This is a genomic window from Janthinobacterium sp. 1L-D-8-B-C4, from assembly GCF_057291295.1.
The window spans coordinates 1-15,935 of sequence record NZ_JBXAVX010000014.1; the positions used below are offsets into that span (position 1 = coordinate 1).

Genomic DNA, 15,935 nt, shown 5'->3' on the forward strand with positions numbered 1-15,935 from the left:
TGTTAATTGTTAAAGAACTGTATTCGGTACTGCGTGTTTCGCGCTATCGACAAAGCGTTGTGTTTGTCAGCTGCGAAGAAGGAAGAGTATGAAGCTTTTTCAGCATTTCGTCAACCTTCTTTTCTACCCCCGCTTCACTGTGCAACACCTTGTTTTGTGTGCGTCGTTTTGCGAGGAGGCGAACTATAGCAAAGCGCCATGCCGGGCGCAAGGCTTTGGCCGGCTATTTTTACTCCACTGCTACAATTTCGCCCCCTCGACGTCCGTTGACGCTTATAGATAGTGAAGAATCACATGAAACAACAAAAACGCGCAGGCTTCAGCTCCAGCTTCGGCGTGCTGGCCGCCACCCTCGGTTCGGCCGTCGGTCTCGGCAATATCTGGAAGTTCCCCTACCTGACAGGCGCCAATGGCGGCGCCGGCTTCTTGCTGATCTATCTGCTGGCGACCTTGCTGGTCGGCCTGCCGGTGATGATTGCGGAAATCACCCTGGGCCGCCGCGCCAAGGTCAATCCCATCTCGACCATGGAGCAACTGGCGTCCAGGGGCCAGCCCTGGTGGCTGGTCGGCGTGATCGGCCTGGTGGCGGCCTTTCTCATCGTGGCGTTTTACTCGGAAGTGGTGGGCTGGGTGTTTGCCTATATCGTCAAGGCCATCGACGGTTCCATCCTCAGCAGCGACCGCCACGTCACGGAGGCGGCGTTTGCCTCGCTGATCAGCAACCCGCTGCAGGCGCTGCTGTGGCAGTGGGGCGTGCTGCTGTTTATAGGCGGCATATTGATGCTGGGCGTAACCAAGGGCATCGAAGCGATCGCCAAAAAGCTGATGCCGCTGCTGTTCCTGCTGCTGTTGCTGCTGTGTGCGGTCAGCCTGTCGCTGGACAAGGCCAGCGAAGGCCTGGCCTTCCTGTTCCGCCCTGATTTTTCCAAGCTGTCCGCCGCCGTGGTGCTGACAGCGATGGGCCTGGCCTTCTTCAAGTTGTCGGTCGGCATGGGCACCATGATGACCTACGGCAGCTACTTTCGCGATGACCAGGATATTCCGCTGACCACCTTGCGCGTGATGGCGGCCGACCTGGGCGTATCGATGCTGGCCGGCATTGCCATTTTCCCTGCCGTGTTCACCTTCGGCTTTGCACCGAGTGCAGGGCCGTCGCTGGTGTTCATCACCATCCCGGCCGTGTTCTCGCAAATTCCGATGGGCCAGGTACTGATGGTGGCGTTCTTTATCCTGGCGGCCGTGGCCGCTACCGGCGCGATGCTGTCACTGATGGAAGTACCGGTGGTGATCTTTCATGAGCGGCTGGGCTGGGGTCGGCGCAAGGCCACCCTCATCACCATGCTGTCGCTGGCCGCGCTCGGTTCCTTGTGCGCACTCAGTAACAGCACCCTCGCCGGTTTCACGCTGTTCAAGCTGAACATGTTCGACCTGTTCGATTTCGTGTCGTCGAATATTTTCCTGCCGGTGGGCGGTATTGCAATTGCCCTGTTTGCCGGTTGGGTTTGGGGCAAGGACAACTTCAGGCAGGCGATCAGCAACCAGGGCCGCTTGCACAATGGCGCGCTGGCCAACGTGCTGCTGTTCCTGCTGCGCTATATCTCACCCGTATTGATCTTGCTGGTGATGCTGAAGGGGTTGAACGCCTTTTGATTACAGTATGCGGGTGTAGGTCTGGCGCACCAGCACCCGGTCGCCGCAGTCGAAATGCCACCATTCGCTGTTGATGCCAAAGAAACCCGCCTGGAACATGGCGCCGCGTAATAAACGACGGTGCTCCACCTGCTGTTCGGTGACCTCTCCCCGTTCCAGCATGACCAGTTCCAGCGCCGGGTGCGAGCGTTCGCTCAAATCGTCAAAACCGGTGCCCATATCGAGTTCGCGCCCATCCGGTCCGACGATGGTAATGTCGAGCGCCATGCCGAACGAATGGATCGAGCCGCGCGACGGTTCGGCGATATAGCCGAGCAGTTCCGTTCCCTGCAAGGCATCCCACAGTTGCTGCTGCACCCGCTGCGGACGCAAGGCGTCGAGCACCAGCAGATGATGCCCGGGCCTTTGCTGCGCCAGCCAGGCCACGGCGCTTTCCAAAGCAAACGCCGCATCGCGGTGCAGCCAGGCGCAATCGATGGGGCTGTACAGGTCGCGGCCAACGAAGTTATCGGGCGTGGCGTAGCGCAAGTCGACGGCAATGCCGGCGATGCTGCTCAGGTGGCGAAATTGCGGATCGCTGGCGACCGCTTCCAGTTGCAGGCTTGCACCAGCCATTACATTCCTCTTTCCAGGCAGTTACGGGCCGCCACGCCGATGCTGTCGGCCAGGCGGCGCGCGCCATGCGACAACGGCGAGTGGCTGGCCGTCAATAAATACAGTTGAATCGGCACCGCCGGCGCCCAAGGCCGGCGCTGCAGCAGTTCCGTCGAACCGGAGGCGGCCGTGAAGGGATCGACCACCGCCATGCCGGCACCCGCCTCCACCAGCGAGCGGGCGATCTGGTAGGTTTGCACCACGGTGGAAAACACCGGGTGGATATCCTGTGCTTCGCAGCCGGCAATCACCAGTTCGCCCAGCGGATCATTGTCGGCATGGCCGATCAGCTCGCCCGTCAGGCCCTGCGCCGTCAAGGGCGTGCCACAGTCTGCCGCACGCCAGGTGCCGGCGGGCGCGATTACCGTCATCACCCCCTGGGCGATCGGCTCGGCCACGATGCCGGGATGGCGCGGGTCCTGCAGCGACAAAGCCAGGTCCGCTTCACCGAGGCGCAGGGTATTGACGATCTCGCTCGTATGATGGGTGGCCAGCTGGCAACGCGTATGAGGAAAGTCGCGGCGCCAGGCCGTCATGGCAAACGGCAACACGCTGATGGCAATCGTCGGCGTCGATACCAGGCGGATGGTTTCCACCGCATGGCCTTTCAAGCTGGCGGCCAGGCGGCGGATGCCGATCAGATCACGGTTGAGTTTTTCGGTCTCGACAAACAGGCGGTGCGCTTCGGGCTTGGGATACAGCTTGCCGCGCACGCGTTCGAACAGCGGCATGCCCAGTTGCAGTTCGCAATGTTGCAATACTTTAGTGACGGCCGGCTGCGAAATATGCAGCACTTGCGCCGCACCGCTGATGGTGCCGACCTGCATGATGGCGTGGAAGACTTCGATATGGCGCAGCCGCATGACTTGTTCCTTTGCTCTTTACATTCGACCGCTGGGGCCGCAAAGGTTCAGCTTAATGGAAAAAGTCATGGGCTGGAATGACATGCTACTTCGCAGCAACAGCCGGTGCAGGCGCGACCACCGGCAGTGGCGTCGTCAACACTTGCAGCAAGGCCGCCGTTTCCGCATCCGCCGTGCCATTGAACAAGGTGTTACGGTACTTCATCTGGAAAGCGATCAGCACGTTTTTGGTTTCTTCGTCGAACACGCCCGTTTGCGGCGTGGCATAACCATGTTCGGCCAATTTCTTCTGGAACCAGACGGCGTCCGGCAGCGATTGCTCATACATCACGCGCTGGGCGGCCACGCGGGTGGCGTCCGGCCAGACGATCAGGCCGGCATCGGCCAGTTGCTTCCATGGAAACAATGGGCCCGGATCCTGCTTGCGCTGCGGTGCGATTTCATTATGGCCCAGGATGTTTTCCGGCGCGATATTGTAGCGGGCCTGGATATCTTTCAACAGCGGAATCAGCTTGTCGATCTGCGCCTGCGGGAACGGATACCAGATGCGGCCTTCCGGCGATTCGGTAAAGCCCGGGTTGACGATCTCGATGCCGATCGAGCTGACGTTCAGTTGCGTGTACGTCTTCCAGTTGCTGACACCGGCGTGATTGGCCTGGCGCGATTCGTCGACCAGGGCATAGAACTTCGGCTGGGCGGTATCGGTCAGCAAGTAATGGCTGCTGACGACCTGTTCCGTCAGAATCTTGATCGAGCGCGGCAAGTCGCTGACCGTGTAATGGATGACGATGAATTTCACGCGCGGACTCTGGCCGCGCGCCGTCAGGCTGCGGTCGATCTGGGGAACGGTGGTGGTACAGGCCGACAGCAGGGCAACCAGCAGGGCAAGAGCAATTTTTTTCATACGGTATCCATAACAGGGTTAATCAATGCATGCTGCGGCCAGCCGGGCGGCAGCCTCATGCGAGCGCGCCATTTTTTGTTCCAACATCAACGATACAGGCAAAGCGGCGCGCATGGCTGCTGCAATTGCCGGATGCAACTGCGCCGCCCGGCCGGCCAGCACCACCGGACGCGAACCGTGGCGCGCCGTCAGCGCCAAGGCGAGCCGCGCCAGTTCCTGGCCGGCCCGCTGCAAGATGTCCAGCGCCAGCGGGTCCAGCTCGGCACTGGCGGCCACGGCCAGCGCCAGCCGGCCGATGGCGCCGCGGTCCTGGCCGTACATGAACTGGCGCGAGCTGTCCCAGTCGCTGCCACCGATATGCCCGAACACTGCATGGGCCATCGGCGAGGCCTGCCAGCTGCCCGGCGCCTCATCTTCCCTGCGCCAGATCTGGCGCAGGGCTTCACGCGCGATCCAGTAGCCGCCACCGCCATCGTCCAGCAGTACGCCACGCCCGCCCGCGCGGTGAAACACGCCATCGGCATCGATCCAGGCTGCAATCGAACCCGTGCCGGCATACACCAGGTAGCCTTCACCGGGTGCAAAGCTGTCCAGATAGGCAATTTCAATATCATTGCACAAAGTCACGTCCGCCGCGCGCAGACCCAGCATGGTGGCAAGGGCCTGCGCCAGCCGGTCGCCATCGCCGCCAAAGCCGGTCAGCCCGGCATGCACATGGCTGGGCTGGCCGACGGCCAGCACGGCCTGGCACAAGGCGGAAAAAGTGGCATGCAAGGCCGCGCGGCCCGCATCGCTGCCCATTTGCAAGGCTGACAAGCCGTCCACCGCGCCGCTGGCCACGATGGCGCCATCACTGCTGGCCAGCGCCCAGCGCGTCTGGGTGCCGCCGGCATCGATGCCCAGGCCCAGTCGGGAAGTTGCATGGAAAGAAGTCATGCCAGGAGTGTAAAGCGAGAAAAGACTGGCAGGCATGAAAGCTTGCGCACATGACATGCCTGCAGGTTATAGGAGCTGTTACCGCGCAGCCACCACCGTCGGCTGGCGCAGGGTAATGCGCGGGCTTTCATTGCCCAGGCGGTCAACCGCGCTGACCACCACCGCATTGACCCTGCCGATAGCGTCGTCCACCAGGTTCAGCTCGGCTTGCGTGCCGGCCACTACCGAAAAACGCCACTCGTCGCCATAGCGCGCCCACACCGCATATTGCGCCGTCGGCTTGCCGCCGCCAGCCGTCAGTTTCACGTTGACGCCATCGCCGGCACGCCGCATGGCCACCAGCGGCGTGCCGGGCGCTTCCGTCCCCAGCCAGGGCGTGGCCGGGATCAGGGCCGCGCTTTGATACACGCCTGCCTTCAGTTGCTCTCCGATGCCCTTGCGGTTCTGCATCAGCGGCGCCATGCTGAAATGCACCTGGCCATTGGCGCCAGTGCGCGTGCGCGTCACTTCGATCTGCTTGACGATTTCCTGTGGCGTGAAAGACTTGGGCGTATTGTCGATGCGGCTGGTGTACAGGCCCGGCCATACGTGGCGGCCATACGGGTTTTGCGCCAGCCAGTAGTCGAGCAGCACGCCAAACGCCTGCGGCGCCTGCGCCACCGGCCAGTACAGCTGCGGCGACAGGTAATCGAGCCAGCCCTTGGCCAGCCACAGTTCCGCATCCGCATACAGTTTGTCGTACTGGCTGAAGCCGACGATGCCGGGCGGACGCAGGTTGGGGCGGCCAATGCCGAACGGACTGATGCCGAAGCGCACCCAGCTTTTCTCGCGGTGGATGCCGGTATACAAGCCTTCGATCAGCTGATTGACATTCTGGCGGCGCCAGCCGGCGCGATCGAGCTGGCCGCCACCGAGCAGGTACTTTTGCCACGATGGTTCGTCGGGAAACGGCAGTTCGCGCTTGGCGGCGCCGCTGCCCGCGTCCAGCGCGGCGGTTTCGGCACCGGCGCCGGCGCCGGGCGCGTCGATCGGGTAGGGATAGAAATAATCGTCGATATGCACGCCGTCGATATCGTAGCGGCGCACCACATCGAGCACCACCTCGGTCGTGTGTTTCGAAGCAAGCGCGTCGCCCGGGTCCATCCACAGGTAGCGGCCATACTGTTTCACGGACGCGGGGTTGGTAGCGGCAAAACTGTCGCGCGCCAGCGGCGACTTGGCGGTGGCGTGGCGGGCACGGTAGGGGTTGAACCAGGCATGCAGTTCCAGGCCCCGTGCATGCGCCTGGGCCACCCAGAAGGCCAGCGGGTCATACATGGGCAGCGGCGGCTGGCCCTGCTTGCCGGTCAAAAATTCCGACCACGGCTCCAGCTGCGACGGGTAGATCGCGTCCGCGCTGGGGCGCACCTGCAGCACGATGGCGTTCAAATTGAGGGACTTGGCGCGGTCGAGGATGGCGATCGCTTCGGCTTGCTGCTTGGCGACCGTCAGGTTGCTGCGGCTGGGCCAGTCGATATTGGCCACCGTCGAGACCCAGGCGGCGCGAAACTCGCGCGGCGCCGGCGGCGGCACTTCACCACGAATATGCTGCACGGGCGGCACGGCCGGCAGGGCGGCCGGGCCCGGTGTCGCATCGACGGGCATGCGGGAGCTGGTGCAGCTGCTGAGCAAGCTGGCGGCGGCCAGCGCGGCCACCATGGTGGCGGTGGCCGCCAGCCGTTTCTTAAAAGTAGACAACAAAACAATTCCTTGCAAGGGTAGGGCGCAGGTCTATCGGTGCGGGCATTCTACTGTGCGCGGCCGGGCCGCGGCGCGCACTCTTGAAAAGCTCAGGCCTCGGCCTTCTTGCCGAATTCGGGATCGATGTTAACCAGGGCCGCCATGATGAAGGCGGGAATGGTGGCGATACATACCCAGATAAAGAAGTGCTGGTAGCCCAGCATCTGCTGTATCCAGCCGCTGGCCATGCCAGGCAACATCATGCCCAGCGCCATGAAACCGGTGCAGATGGCGTAATGGGCCGTCTTGTGGACGCCATCGGAGACCATGATCATGTACAGCATGTAAGAAGCAAAGCCGAAGCCGTAGCCGAACTGTTCCAGCGCGATGCCGCTGGCGATCACGACAATATTGCTGGGCAGGACGGTTGCCAGGTAGACAAACACCAGGTCGGGCAGGTGTACCGACAGCACCATCACCCACAGGCAGCGCTTGAGGCCGAAGCGCGAAATGATGTAGCCCCCCAGCAAGCCACCGAGGGTCAGCGCGATCACGCCGATAGTGCCGTAGACCAGGCCCACCTGCTCTGTAGACAGGCCCAGGCCGCCCTTGGCGACAGGGTCGAGCAGGAACGGCGCGGCCAGTTTCAGCAACTGCGCTTCGCCGAGACGAAACAGCAGCAAAAAGCCCAGGATGACGAAAATATCCTTCTTTTTGAAGAAGGAGGCAAAGGTGGCGACGAATTCCTGCAGCGGCGAAACACCGGCATCGGCAATGCTGGGCCGGTCGCCGGCCGGTTTGGGCAGGATGAAATAGTGGTACAGGAACAGGCTGATGAACAGGCCCGCCAGGATGGCGAACACGACCGACCAGGCCAATTGCACGCTGCCGGTCGAGTGCGTCAGATAGCCAGCCAGGTACACCAGCAGGCCCTGGCCGGAAATCATCGCCAGGCGATAAAACGTGCTGCGCACCCCGACAAACGCCGCTTGCTGGTGTTCTTCCAGGCCCAGCATGTAAAAACCGTCGGCGGCGATATCATGCGTGGCCGAACTGAAGGCCATCAGCCAGAAGATCGCCAGGCTGATCTGGAAAAAGTGCGGCAAGGAGGTAGTCAGGGCCACCAGCGCCAGCGCCGCGCCGATTACCAGCTGCAAGCCGACGATCCAGAAGCGCTTGGTGCGGTACATGTCGATAAAGGGCGACCACAGCGGCTTGATCACCCATGGCAGGTACAGCCAGCTGGTATACAGTGCGATATCGGTATTGGTAAAACCGTAGTTCTTGTACATGATCACGGACAAGGTCATGACCACCACATACGGTATGCCCTGGCCAAAATACAGCGAGGGAATCCACAGCCAGGGGTTTTTCGCGCCGACAGAAGCTGAGGGCGGGGTTTGTTTCACAAGCTGCATACATCCTTCATCGTCAAAACAAGCAGAAGAATGCCGCGCCATCGGCTCAGGCGGACAGTGCCGAGCGCACGCTGCCGCCAGTGCCGGCCAACAATGCTTGTGCCTGGTCTGTGGTAATTTTTTTTAACAAGGCAACAATCGCTACCTTGACGTGAAACTGGCATTGTTCCAGCACGCTTCTCGCCTGCGCTTCATCGGCGCCGGTGGCATGCATGGTCAGTTTGACGGCCCGCCAGATCAGCTTGGCGTTGGTCGGCTTCAAGTCTACCATCAAGTTTCCATAGGTTTTGTGCAAACCGACCATCAGCGCACTGGAAATGGTGTTGAGGGTGATTTTCTGCGCCGTGCCGGCTTTCAAACGCGTGCTGCCGGAAATCACTTCCGCGCCCGTGTCGAGCACGATGCCGCATTCGGCTTCCAGCGCCACCGGCGCGTCGACATTATTCGCTATCCCGACCGTCAGCGCACCGGCCCGACGCGCGGCGCGCAAGGCCCCCAGCACATACGGCGTAGCGCCGGACGCGGCCAGCAGGATCACCACATCATTTTCCTGCGGCTGCAGGGCCAGCAAATCCTTTTCACCTTGCAATAAATCATCTTCTGCACCTTCGACGGCCGCGAACATGGCGCCCGCACCGCCGGCCAGGATGGCGACGGCGCGGTCCAGCGGCCAGGAAAACGTAGGATGCAATTCAACGCTGTCGAGTACGCCCAGGCGCCCCGACGTGCCGGCGCCCACGTACAGCAGGCGTCCGCCGGCGGCGATACGGGGCAGGGCAACCGTGATGGCGGCAGCGATGTCGGGTGACGCCAGTCGTACGGCCTCGACAGCCCAAAACTGGTCGTCGACCAGCGCCGCCACCAGTTGCTCTACAGGATACATATCCAGATCCGGGTGCCGCCGGCTCGGGGTTTCAGTTTTCAACATGATCTCGAACATGGTTGAAGTTGAAACCAGTTTAATACCGATATGTAAGATCAGCCATGAAAGGATGGCGGGCGGGCATAACGGGAGTTTATGGCTGGGACAGGAGCGTGGTATGCCACCGTCCCGCAGCGCAAGTTCGTGTACCGCATTGGCCATTCAATTTGTTCATTCAGGCCCCAGAGCCAAGTTTCAGACCCCGTTTGTGTCTATACTTCGCCTGGACGCCATAATCAACGACACGCCATGATCGCTCGCCAATTGCTGTTCCTGTTCAGCGCCCTTGGCGCCATCAACGGCATTTTTCTGGCCGTCTATTTTTTCAGCCGTCGGCCTCGCCTCCTTGCCGACTGCATGCTCGGTGCATTGCTGCTTGCCGTCGGGGTGCGCACCGCCAAATCCGCCTTCCTCTTCTTCAATCCTGGGATCGCACTCGAATTCCGCCAACTGGGCCTGTCGGCCTGCTTGCTGATCGGTCCCCTGACCTATCTCTATGTTCGCGCTTTCATAGACGGGCTCGCGCAACTGCCTGCTGGACAACAATGGCGTTGGCATCTCGGCTTGTCCTTCCTGCTGATAGGCATTGGCGTTGCCTTTCCATATTCCGCGTATCGTTCTGTATGGGACCTGTCGAGCCATGCAATTCATGTGTTCTGGCTTTGCTACCTGCTGGCGACCGCCAGGTTGCTCTGGCAAACTCGCCATGTATGGTTTAACGAAGGGCATCGGATGGCGACCGGCACCGTGCTCCTGCTGAGCGTCTTTGCGGGCAGCTGTGTCATGTTGGCGGCGTATGCGAGCACGCCGTTTACGTCCTATATTGTCGGCGCCTTGTCGTTCACCTTCTCGCTGTATGTCGCGGTCATGGTCTTTCTTCTGAGAAAGGAAGTCTTGACGCCTTCCGAGCCGAAGGAGAAGTACCGGAATAGTCGCCTGACGCACGAAGATGCGCTTGCCGTGCTCGCTGCGCTGGAACAACTGATGACCGGGCAGAAATCCTATCTGAATCCGAATCTCACCTTGGCCCAACTCGCAAAGCGGGCGGGATGCACGCAGGCGCAGGTGTCCCAGGTACTGAATGACAAGCTGAGCAAGAGTTTCAATACCTACGTCAACGAATACCGTATCGTCGAAGCGAAACAATTATTGACCGACGCGCCGCAACTCAACCTCGATACAGTTGCCGAGCGCTGCGGGTTCAATTCCAGTTCCACCTTTTACTCTACCTTCAAGAAAGTTGCCGGGCAGACTCCGGCCAGCTTCCGCGCCCAACCCAGCCAAGCGGTCAGGGTCATTTCCACGTGAAACCTCTCCGGAATCGCCATTCCGGAGTCTGAAATCATGTTTGGCGACATCAATTCCCGGACACTTCGATAAATTATCGACTACCAACGATCTGAAACGCTCGTTGCTCCGATAAACGAAGTTCTTCATCAGGGTAAAGCCATGATTCAGTTTTTATTGCGAACGATACTCGCCTGTTGCTTGCTAAGCAGCGCCGCCTTTGGCACCGCCGCGACCGCAGACAAGGACGAAAATGCCATCCGGGAGACCGTGCGCTTGTATATGCATGGCACCAGCTACAACGTACCGGACCACATCAACCAGGCCTTCTATGCAAACGCCCGCCTTTACCTGGACGGTAAAGACGATTCGGAATGGGAGTTGAGCGGTCCGGAATACGCAAAACTCTTTTCACAACAGAAAATAGCGCAGTTCAATGGCCGCCACGGGCGACTGATCAAGGTGGATGTGAGCGGCAAGGTGGCCACCGCCAAGGCCGAGATCCATATTCCCAAACAGGGAATCCGCTATGTGGATGTATTTCTTTTAAAAAAGATCGCCGGCAACTGGAAAATCATCAGCAAGTCGGCCCATCGCGAACAAGCTGCGCGCCATGCACGCAAGGTGCTGCTGGTGGTGTCGAATGTCCATCAATATCCCGGCACAAAAATTAACGCAGGCAATAATTTTCCCGAACTTGCCTATACCTATGATGCATTTCGCAAAGCAGGGTACACGGTCGACTTCGTCAGTCCCGACGGTGGCGCCGTGCCGTTGGAAATGATCGTCACGTCGGACGAGCTGCTCAAGCAGCATCTGTACGACGGTGATTTCATGTGGGCACTGGCCCATACCCGGCCCGTTTCCGAGGTCAGTGCAGACGAGTATGCGGGCATGGCTTTCGTCGGCGGCGGCGCAGCCATCATCGGCATCCCGGAAAACAAGCCACTCCAGGACATCGCTTTGCGTATCTACGAACAACAAGGTGGGGTGATCGCGGCAATCTGCCAAGGAACCGAGGGCATCAAGAATCTGAGGCTCAGTGACGGTACCTTCCTTATCCAGGGCAAGGTGCTCACCTCGTTCCCCGATGCGTTTCTCAACAAGGAGTCGCCGATATACAAGGCCCATCCCTTTTCGGCCGAAGGCAGCATCAAACGCCATGGCGGAATATTCAGGCACGGCGCAAACGGAAAGAGTCACGTCGAGGTCGATGGCAGGCTAGTGACCGGCATGAGCTGGGAGTCCTCGGTCGGCGTGGCGGAATCAATGATGCGCCTGCTCGAGCAGTAACGTGCTGGCGGGTCGGGTAGCGTAGCCGCACTGGCGTGCGGTGGGCAACGCAGACTCGTCAGGGAAACTTGCAGCGGATTTATGGCGCGCGGCGCATTTCGGCCACGAAATCATAATGGTCGCTGCGGCAATACGAATGCGTGAGTTCCACCGCGACACCCGACTCCAGGTAGGCCAGGCGGGTTATGAATAGCACGGCCTGGCCGTCAGGCACGCCCAGTTGCGCGGCCAACACGCCGGTGGCGTTCATGGCGCGGATGTGTTGCAGCGCACGCACGGGCGATTTTTTGATCTTGGCCAGATGGGCGTACAGCGAGTCACCCACGGCGGCCGGGTCCGGCACCACGCTGAAGGGCAGCACGCTGACCTCGTAGGCCATCACCACGTCGTCGGCCAGGCGCAAGCGCTCCAGGCGCGCCACCTTGGTGTTTTGCGCCAGGCCCAGGCTCAGCTGTTCTTCGCTGCTGGCGATCACGACCTCGCGCTTGAGCCAGCGCGAGCCGGCCCGGTAGCCGCGCTGCTGCAATTGTTCCGAAAAGCTCGACAGGTTCGACAGCGGCTGTTCGATGCGCGGCGCAATATAATTGCCCGAACCGCGGCGGCGCACCACCAGGCCCTGCTCGACCAGCTGGTCGATGGCCTTGCGCGCGGTGACCCGCGAAACGTCGAGCAGTTCGGACAGCGTGCGTTCGGACGGCAGGGCCTGGTCTACCTGGTAGCGGCCATTGCGTACATCATCGCTCAGCTTGCGGGCGATCTGCATATACAAAGGCGAATTGTCATTTAAATCGACCTTGAGTTCCATGCTGGTCTGGCTCATTACCGTTCTCCTAGTGTGCCTAGTGTAATGGCGATGGCGCTTGCGCGTGGCGCGCTGCCCATGAATAAATGGAAAACAGGCATAAATAACGGTTATACGCTTTTTAAAACAATGTTTTTTTCGAATAAGACACTTCAGGCATAACCTGAAATTATAGATAAATAAGCAATTTTCATTGGCGCTGTCCTGCACCCCACCCTATGCTGGCTCCTCATGGCAAGAGTGCTCAAGGAAAACCACATGAATCAGACAACGCTGCGATGGCTTGGTGGCTGGATGGGCGGATTGCTGCTCAGTAGCACGGCGATGGCAAGCGCAGGCGAGGTGCGCAAGGTCAAGCTCGATCATCAGCTGGCCGCCATCGCCAGCGATGTGCGGCTGCCATTGGCCAGCTTGTCGGTGCTGGCGATACGCGGTGGCCGGCCGGTGTACCAACAGCAATTCGGCTACCGCTATCTGCCGGCGCAAGCGGAACATGGCCTGCCGGCCACGCCCGACACGCTGTTTCGCATCGCCTCGGTCTCGAAAATGATGACCACCCTGGCCCTGATGCGGCTGCTGGAACAGCACAAGCTGCAGCTGGACCAGGACGTGGGTATTTATCTGGGCTTTTCGCTGCGCAATCCGTACTTTCCCAAACAGCCGCTTACCCTGCGCAGCCTGCTCAGCCATACCTCGTCGCTGCGCGATGCGGCTGGCTACTTCTGGGGCACCGAGCGCAGCCTGCGCGATGTGTTTACAGCGGGCGGCGACGCCATGTGGGCAAGCAACTGCGCGCCCGGTCAGTATTTCAGCTACGCCAACCTGAACTGGGGCGTGATCGGCACGGTGATGGAAAAGGTCACTGGCGAACGCTTCGACCGCCTGATGCGGCGGCTGCTGCTGGCGCCGATGGGATTGCGTGGCGGCTATAACCCGGCAGAATTCTCCCCAAGCGAACTGAACGACGTGGCCACGCTGTACCGCAAGCGCCCGGCCGACAGTGAAACGTGGAACCCGGACGACCCCTGGATTGCCCAGGCCGATGATGTCCATGTGCAGGCCCCGGTGCAGCCGGCCGGCCTCGACAACTATATGAGCGGCAGCAATGCCACCATCTTCAGCCCCACCGGCGGTTTGCGCATCTCGGCGGCAGACCTGGGCAAGGTCATGCAGATGCTGCTGGACGGCGGGCGCTATCAGGGCCGGCAGCTATTGCAGCCGGCCAGCATCGAGCTGATGTTTACCCGGCACTGGCAACTGGCGGCGGACGGCAGCAATGGCGACAGCAGCCAGGGACTGTTCCGTGCCTGGGGCCTCGGTAACCAGCAGTTTGACGCCGATGGCGCACGCGGCAACGGGCTGGTAGCAGGCGCGCATTTTTCCGCCGCCGGCCACCTTGGCGACGCGTATGGCTTGCTGTCCGGCTTCGTGCTCGACTTTGCCAACAAGAACGGCATGATTTACCTGATCGGCGGCACTGGCAGCGACCCTGGCCTGCATCGCGGCGGCCACACTGCGCTATCACAGCCGGAAGAAGCGGTGCTCGACGCGCTCTACCATGGCGCCATTGTCAATCGTGAATAATCCGCACCAAAACTGTGCATTCCTGTAAGTTATGGCTGCACCATGATGTTTCATTGGCCCGCCCCGTACGCACCCTCTAAGCTCTCACCGAATGCTCCCGTGCCCTGGGAGTTCCTACGCAGCGAGGCAGCATGCAACAACAAGTCATCATCATCGGTGGCGGCGTCGTCGGCCTGACGTCGGCCTGGTGGCTGGCCGAAGCCGGCTACAAAGTCACGCTGCTGGAACGCAACGAACAGGTCGGCACCGCCGCCAGCTACCGCAATGGCGGCCAGCTCAGCTATCGCTACGTGGCGCCGCTGGCCGACGCCGGCGTGCCCTTGAAAGCGCTGCAATGGCTGCTGCGCAAAGATGGTCCGCTGCGTTTTCGCCCGGAAGCGGACTGGCGTCAATGGCGCTGGCTGGCCAGTTTTTTGCGCAACTGCAATGCCGCCAGCAATGCGCGCACCACCGCCAAGCTGCTGGAGCTGGGCGAACTGAGCCGCGCCGGCATGGCGCAGCTGGAGCTGGTCGTGCCGCCGGAAGCATATGCCTGGCGCGATGCGGGCAAGCTGATCGTCTACCGTTCACCAGCCCTTTTCCAGCGCGCCGTGGCGCGTCCCGAATCGGAAGAAGCGCGTTTGGTGCTGACGCCTGCGCAGGCGGTGCAGCGCGAGCCGGCGCTGGCCGCGCTGCAAAAGTCGCTCGCTGGCGCCATCTTTACCGAAGGCGAAGCGGTGGCCGACTGCCACGCGTTTTGCCTGGCGCTGGAAGCGCGCTTGCGCCAGCATCCGAATTGCTCGCTGCTGCTCAAGGGCGAAGCCTACAAATTGGTGCTGCGTGGCGGCAAGGTTGCTGGCGTCGACACCAGCCTGGGCCTGCTCGACGCCGACCAGTACGTGCTGGCGGCCGGCATCCAGAGCCGCGACCTGGCCGCCAGCGCCGGTATCTACCTGCCGCTATACCCATTGAAGGGCTATAGCCTGACCGCGCCTATCCGCGCGCAAGACCTGGCGCCCGAGATCAGCATCACCGATTTCGAGCGCAAGGTGCTGTATGCGCGCATCAAAGGATCTTTGCGTGTGGCGGCCATGGTCGACATGGTGGGCGCCGACACCAGCATCACGCCAAGCCGGATCGCCGGCCTGAAACGGCTGGCGTGCGAAGCGATGCCGCAGGCAGCCGACTATGAACAGGCCACCGCCTGGGCCGGCTTGCGCCCTGCCACGCCAAACAGCGCGCCGCTGGTGGGCGCCAGCAAAGTCGCCAATCTGTGGCTGAACGTGGGCCACGGCCCGCTGGGCTTTACCTTTGCGGCCGGCACCGCGCGCATCCTGGCCGACCTGATGACCGGCACGACGCCACCGTTCGCGCTGGACTTCCTGCAGCCGCGACGCTAGCGGCCACGCGCCTTTCCCTTATGGCGGATAATTGCGGAACTTTCCGCTCTTGCCGCCTATCGCATGTCCACAACTTCGAAATCCGTTGCCTGCCCCTGCGGCGGCGGCGCCTACGCCACTTGCTGCGGCCCGTACATCACGGGCGCCGCGTTGCCGCCCACGGCCGAAACCCTGATGCGCTCGCGCTACACGGCATTTACGCTGCGCGACGAGCCGTATCTGCGCGCCACCTGGCACGCCAGTACCTGCCCGGCCGACGCCCTGTTTGCCGAAGAAGAAAAAGTCCAGTGGCTGGGACTTGAGGTAAAATCTGCTTTACGTTTACGTCAACGTAAAGCAGAATCTGCCGATCAGGCCGAAGAGAGCAACCGCGATACCGTCGAATTCGTCGCCCGCTACAAGGTCAAGGGCCGCGCCCACCGCCTGCATGAAGTGAGCCGCTTCGTGCGCGAAGCTGACACTGGCGGCACCGTGCGCTGGTTGTATCTCGACGGCAGTTTTCCCGAATAGCGCGACCCGAGAGA

Annotated in this window: 14 protein-coding genes; 6 read left to right on the plus strand and 8 right to left on the minus strand. The window is 61.3% G+C overall.

What is annotated here, in order from left to right:
- Positions 1-294 precede the first annotated feature (294 nt).
- Complete coding sequence (locus AC0Z42_RS21630; protein WP_485470246.1) at positions 295-1,650, plus strand: sodium-dependent transporter; 1,356 nt, start codon at positions 295-297, stop codon at positions 1,648-1,650.
- On the opposite strand, the gene AC0Z42_RS21635 is transcribed toward AC0Z42_RS21630, so the two are convergent.
- The 7 genes from AC0Z42_RS21635 to AC0Z42_RS21665 all read right to left on the minus strand — a co-directional run bounded on the left by AC0Z42_RS21635 (position 1,651) and on the right by AC0Z42_RS21665 (position 9,072).
- Positions 1,651-2,265 carry a M15 family metallopeptidase gene (locus tag AC0Z42_RS21635; protein ID WP_485470247.1) on the minus strand — a complete coding sequence of 205 codons (615 nt, stop codon included), beginning with the start codon at positions 2,263-2,265 and terminating at the stop codon, positions 1,651-1,653.
- Complete coding sequence (locus AC0Z42_RS21640) at positions 2,265-3,167, minus strand: LysR family transcriptional regulator (RefSeq protein ID WP_485470248.1); 903 nt, start codon at positions 3,165-3,167, stop codon at positions 2,265-2,267. The genes AC0Z42_RS21635 and AC0Z42_RS21640 overlap by 1 nt, the downstream gene beginning before the upstream one ends.
- Positions 3,168-3,252: 85 nt before the next feature.
- Positions 3,253-4,071 (minus strand): N-acetylmuramoyl-L-alanine amidase, encoded by an 819-nt coding sequence (locus tag AC0Z42_RS21645; protein WP_485470249.1) that lies wholly within the window; start codon positions 4,069-4,071, stop codon positions 3,253-3,255.
- Positions 4,072-4,089: 18 nt separating this feature from the next.
- Positions 4,090-5,007 carry an N-acetylglucosamine kinase gene (locus tag AC0Z42_RS21650; RefSeq protein WP_485470250.1) on the minus strand — a complete coding sequence of 306 codons (918 nt, stop codon included), beginning with the start codon at positions 5,005-5,007 and terminating at the stop codon, positions 4,090-4,092.
- A gap of 78 nt (positions 5,008-5,085) precedes the next feature.
- Positions 5,086-6,747: a glycoside hydrolase family 10-like protein gene (locus AC0Z42_RS21655; protein WP_485470251.1), complete on the minus strand. Its 1,662-nt coding sequence runs from the start codon at positions 6,745-6,747 to the stop codon at positions 5,086-5,088.
- 89 nt (positions 6,748-6,836) lie between these two features.
- Complete coding sequence (locus AC0Z42_RS21660) at positions 6,837-8,144, minus strand: MFS transporter (RefSeq protein WP_485470252.1); 1,308 nt, start codon at positions 8,142-8,144, stop codon at positions 6,837-6,839.
- A 46-nt stretch (positions 8,145-8,190) separates the two neighbouring features.
- Complete coding sequence (locus AC0Z42_RS21665; RefSeq protein WP_485470427.1) at positions 8,191-9,072, minus strand: N-acetylmuramic acid 6-phosphate etherase; 882 nt, start codon at positions 9,070-9,072, stop codon at positions 8,191-8,193.
- 243 nt (positions 9,073-9,315) lie between these two features.
- On the opposite strand from AC0Z42_RS21665, the gene AC0Z42_RS21670 reads away from it, so the two are divergent.
- Both AC0Z42_RS21670 and AC0Z42_RS21675 read left to right on the plus strand, forming a co-directional pair.
- Positions 9,316-10,374 (plus strand): helix-turn-helix transcriptional regulator, encoded by a 1,059-nt coding sequence (locus tag AC0Z42_RS21670; RefSeq protein WP_485470253.1) that lies wholly within the window; start codon positions 9,316-9,318, stop codon positions 10,372-10,374.
- A 141-nt stretch (positions 10,375-10,515) separates the two neighbouring features.
- On the plus strand, positions 10,516-11,646 hold the full coding sequence (locus tag AC0Z42_RS21675) for a nuclear transport factor 2 family protein (protein ID WP_485470254.1): 1,131 nt from the start codon (positions 10,516-10,518) through the stop codon (positions 11,644-11,646).
- A 79-nt stretch (positions 11,647-11,725) separates the two neighbouring features.
- On the opposite strand, the gene AC0Z42_RS21680 is transcribed toward AC0Z42_RS21675, so the two are convergent.
- Entirely contained in the window at positions 11,726-12,466 is a 741-nt protein-coding gene (locus AC0Z42_RS21680) for a GntR family transcriptional regulator (protein WP_485470255.1), read from the minus strand.
- Positions 12,467-12,706: 240 nt separating this feature from the next.
- Between AC0Z42_RS21680 and AC0Z42_RS21685 the strand changes: the two genes are divergently transcribed.
- The 3 genes from AC0Z42_RS21685 (at position 12,707) to AC0Z42_RS21695 (ending at position 15,921) form a co-directional block, all read left to right on the plus strand.
- Positions 12,707-14,032 (plus strand): serine hydrolase domain-containing protein, encoded by a 1,326-nt coding sequence (locus AC0Z42_RS21685; protein ID WP_485470256.1) that lies wholly within the window; start codon positions 12,707-12,709, stop codon positions 14,030-14,032.
- A 131-nt stretch (positions 14,033-14,163) separates the two neighbouring features.
- Positions 14,164-15,411, plus strand: a complete 1,248-nt coding sequence (locus AC0Z42_RS21690) for a D-amino acid dehydrogenase (RefSeq protein WP_485470257.1) — start codon at positions 14,164-14,166, stop codon at positions 15,409-15,411.
- A 63-nt stretch (positions 15,412-15,474) separates the two neighbouring features.
- The gene (locus AC0Z42_RS21695; protein ID WP_485470258.1) at positions 15,475-15,921 is read left to right on the plus strand and encodes a YchJ family protein; all 447 of its coding nucleotides are present in this window, start codon (positions 15,475-15,477) and stop codon (positions 15,919-15,921) included.
- The last annotated feature ends 14 nt before the right edge of the window (positions 15,922-15,935 follow it).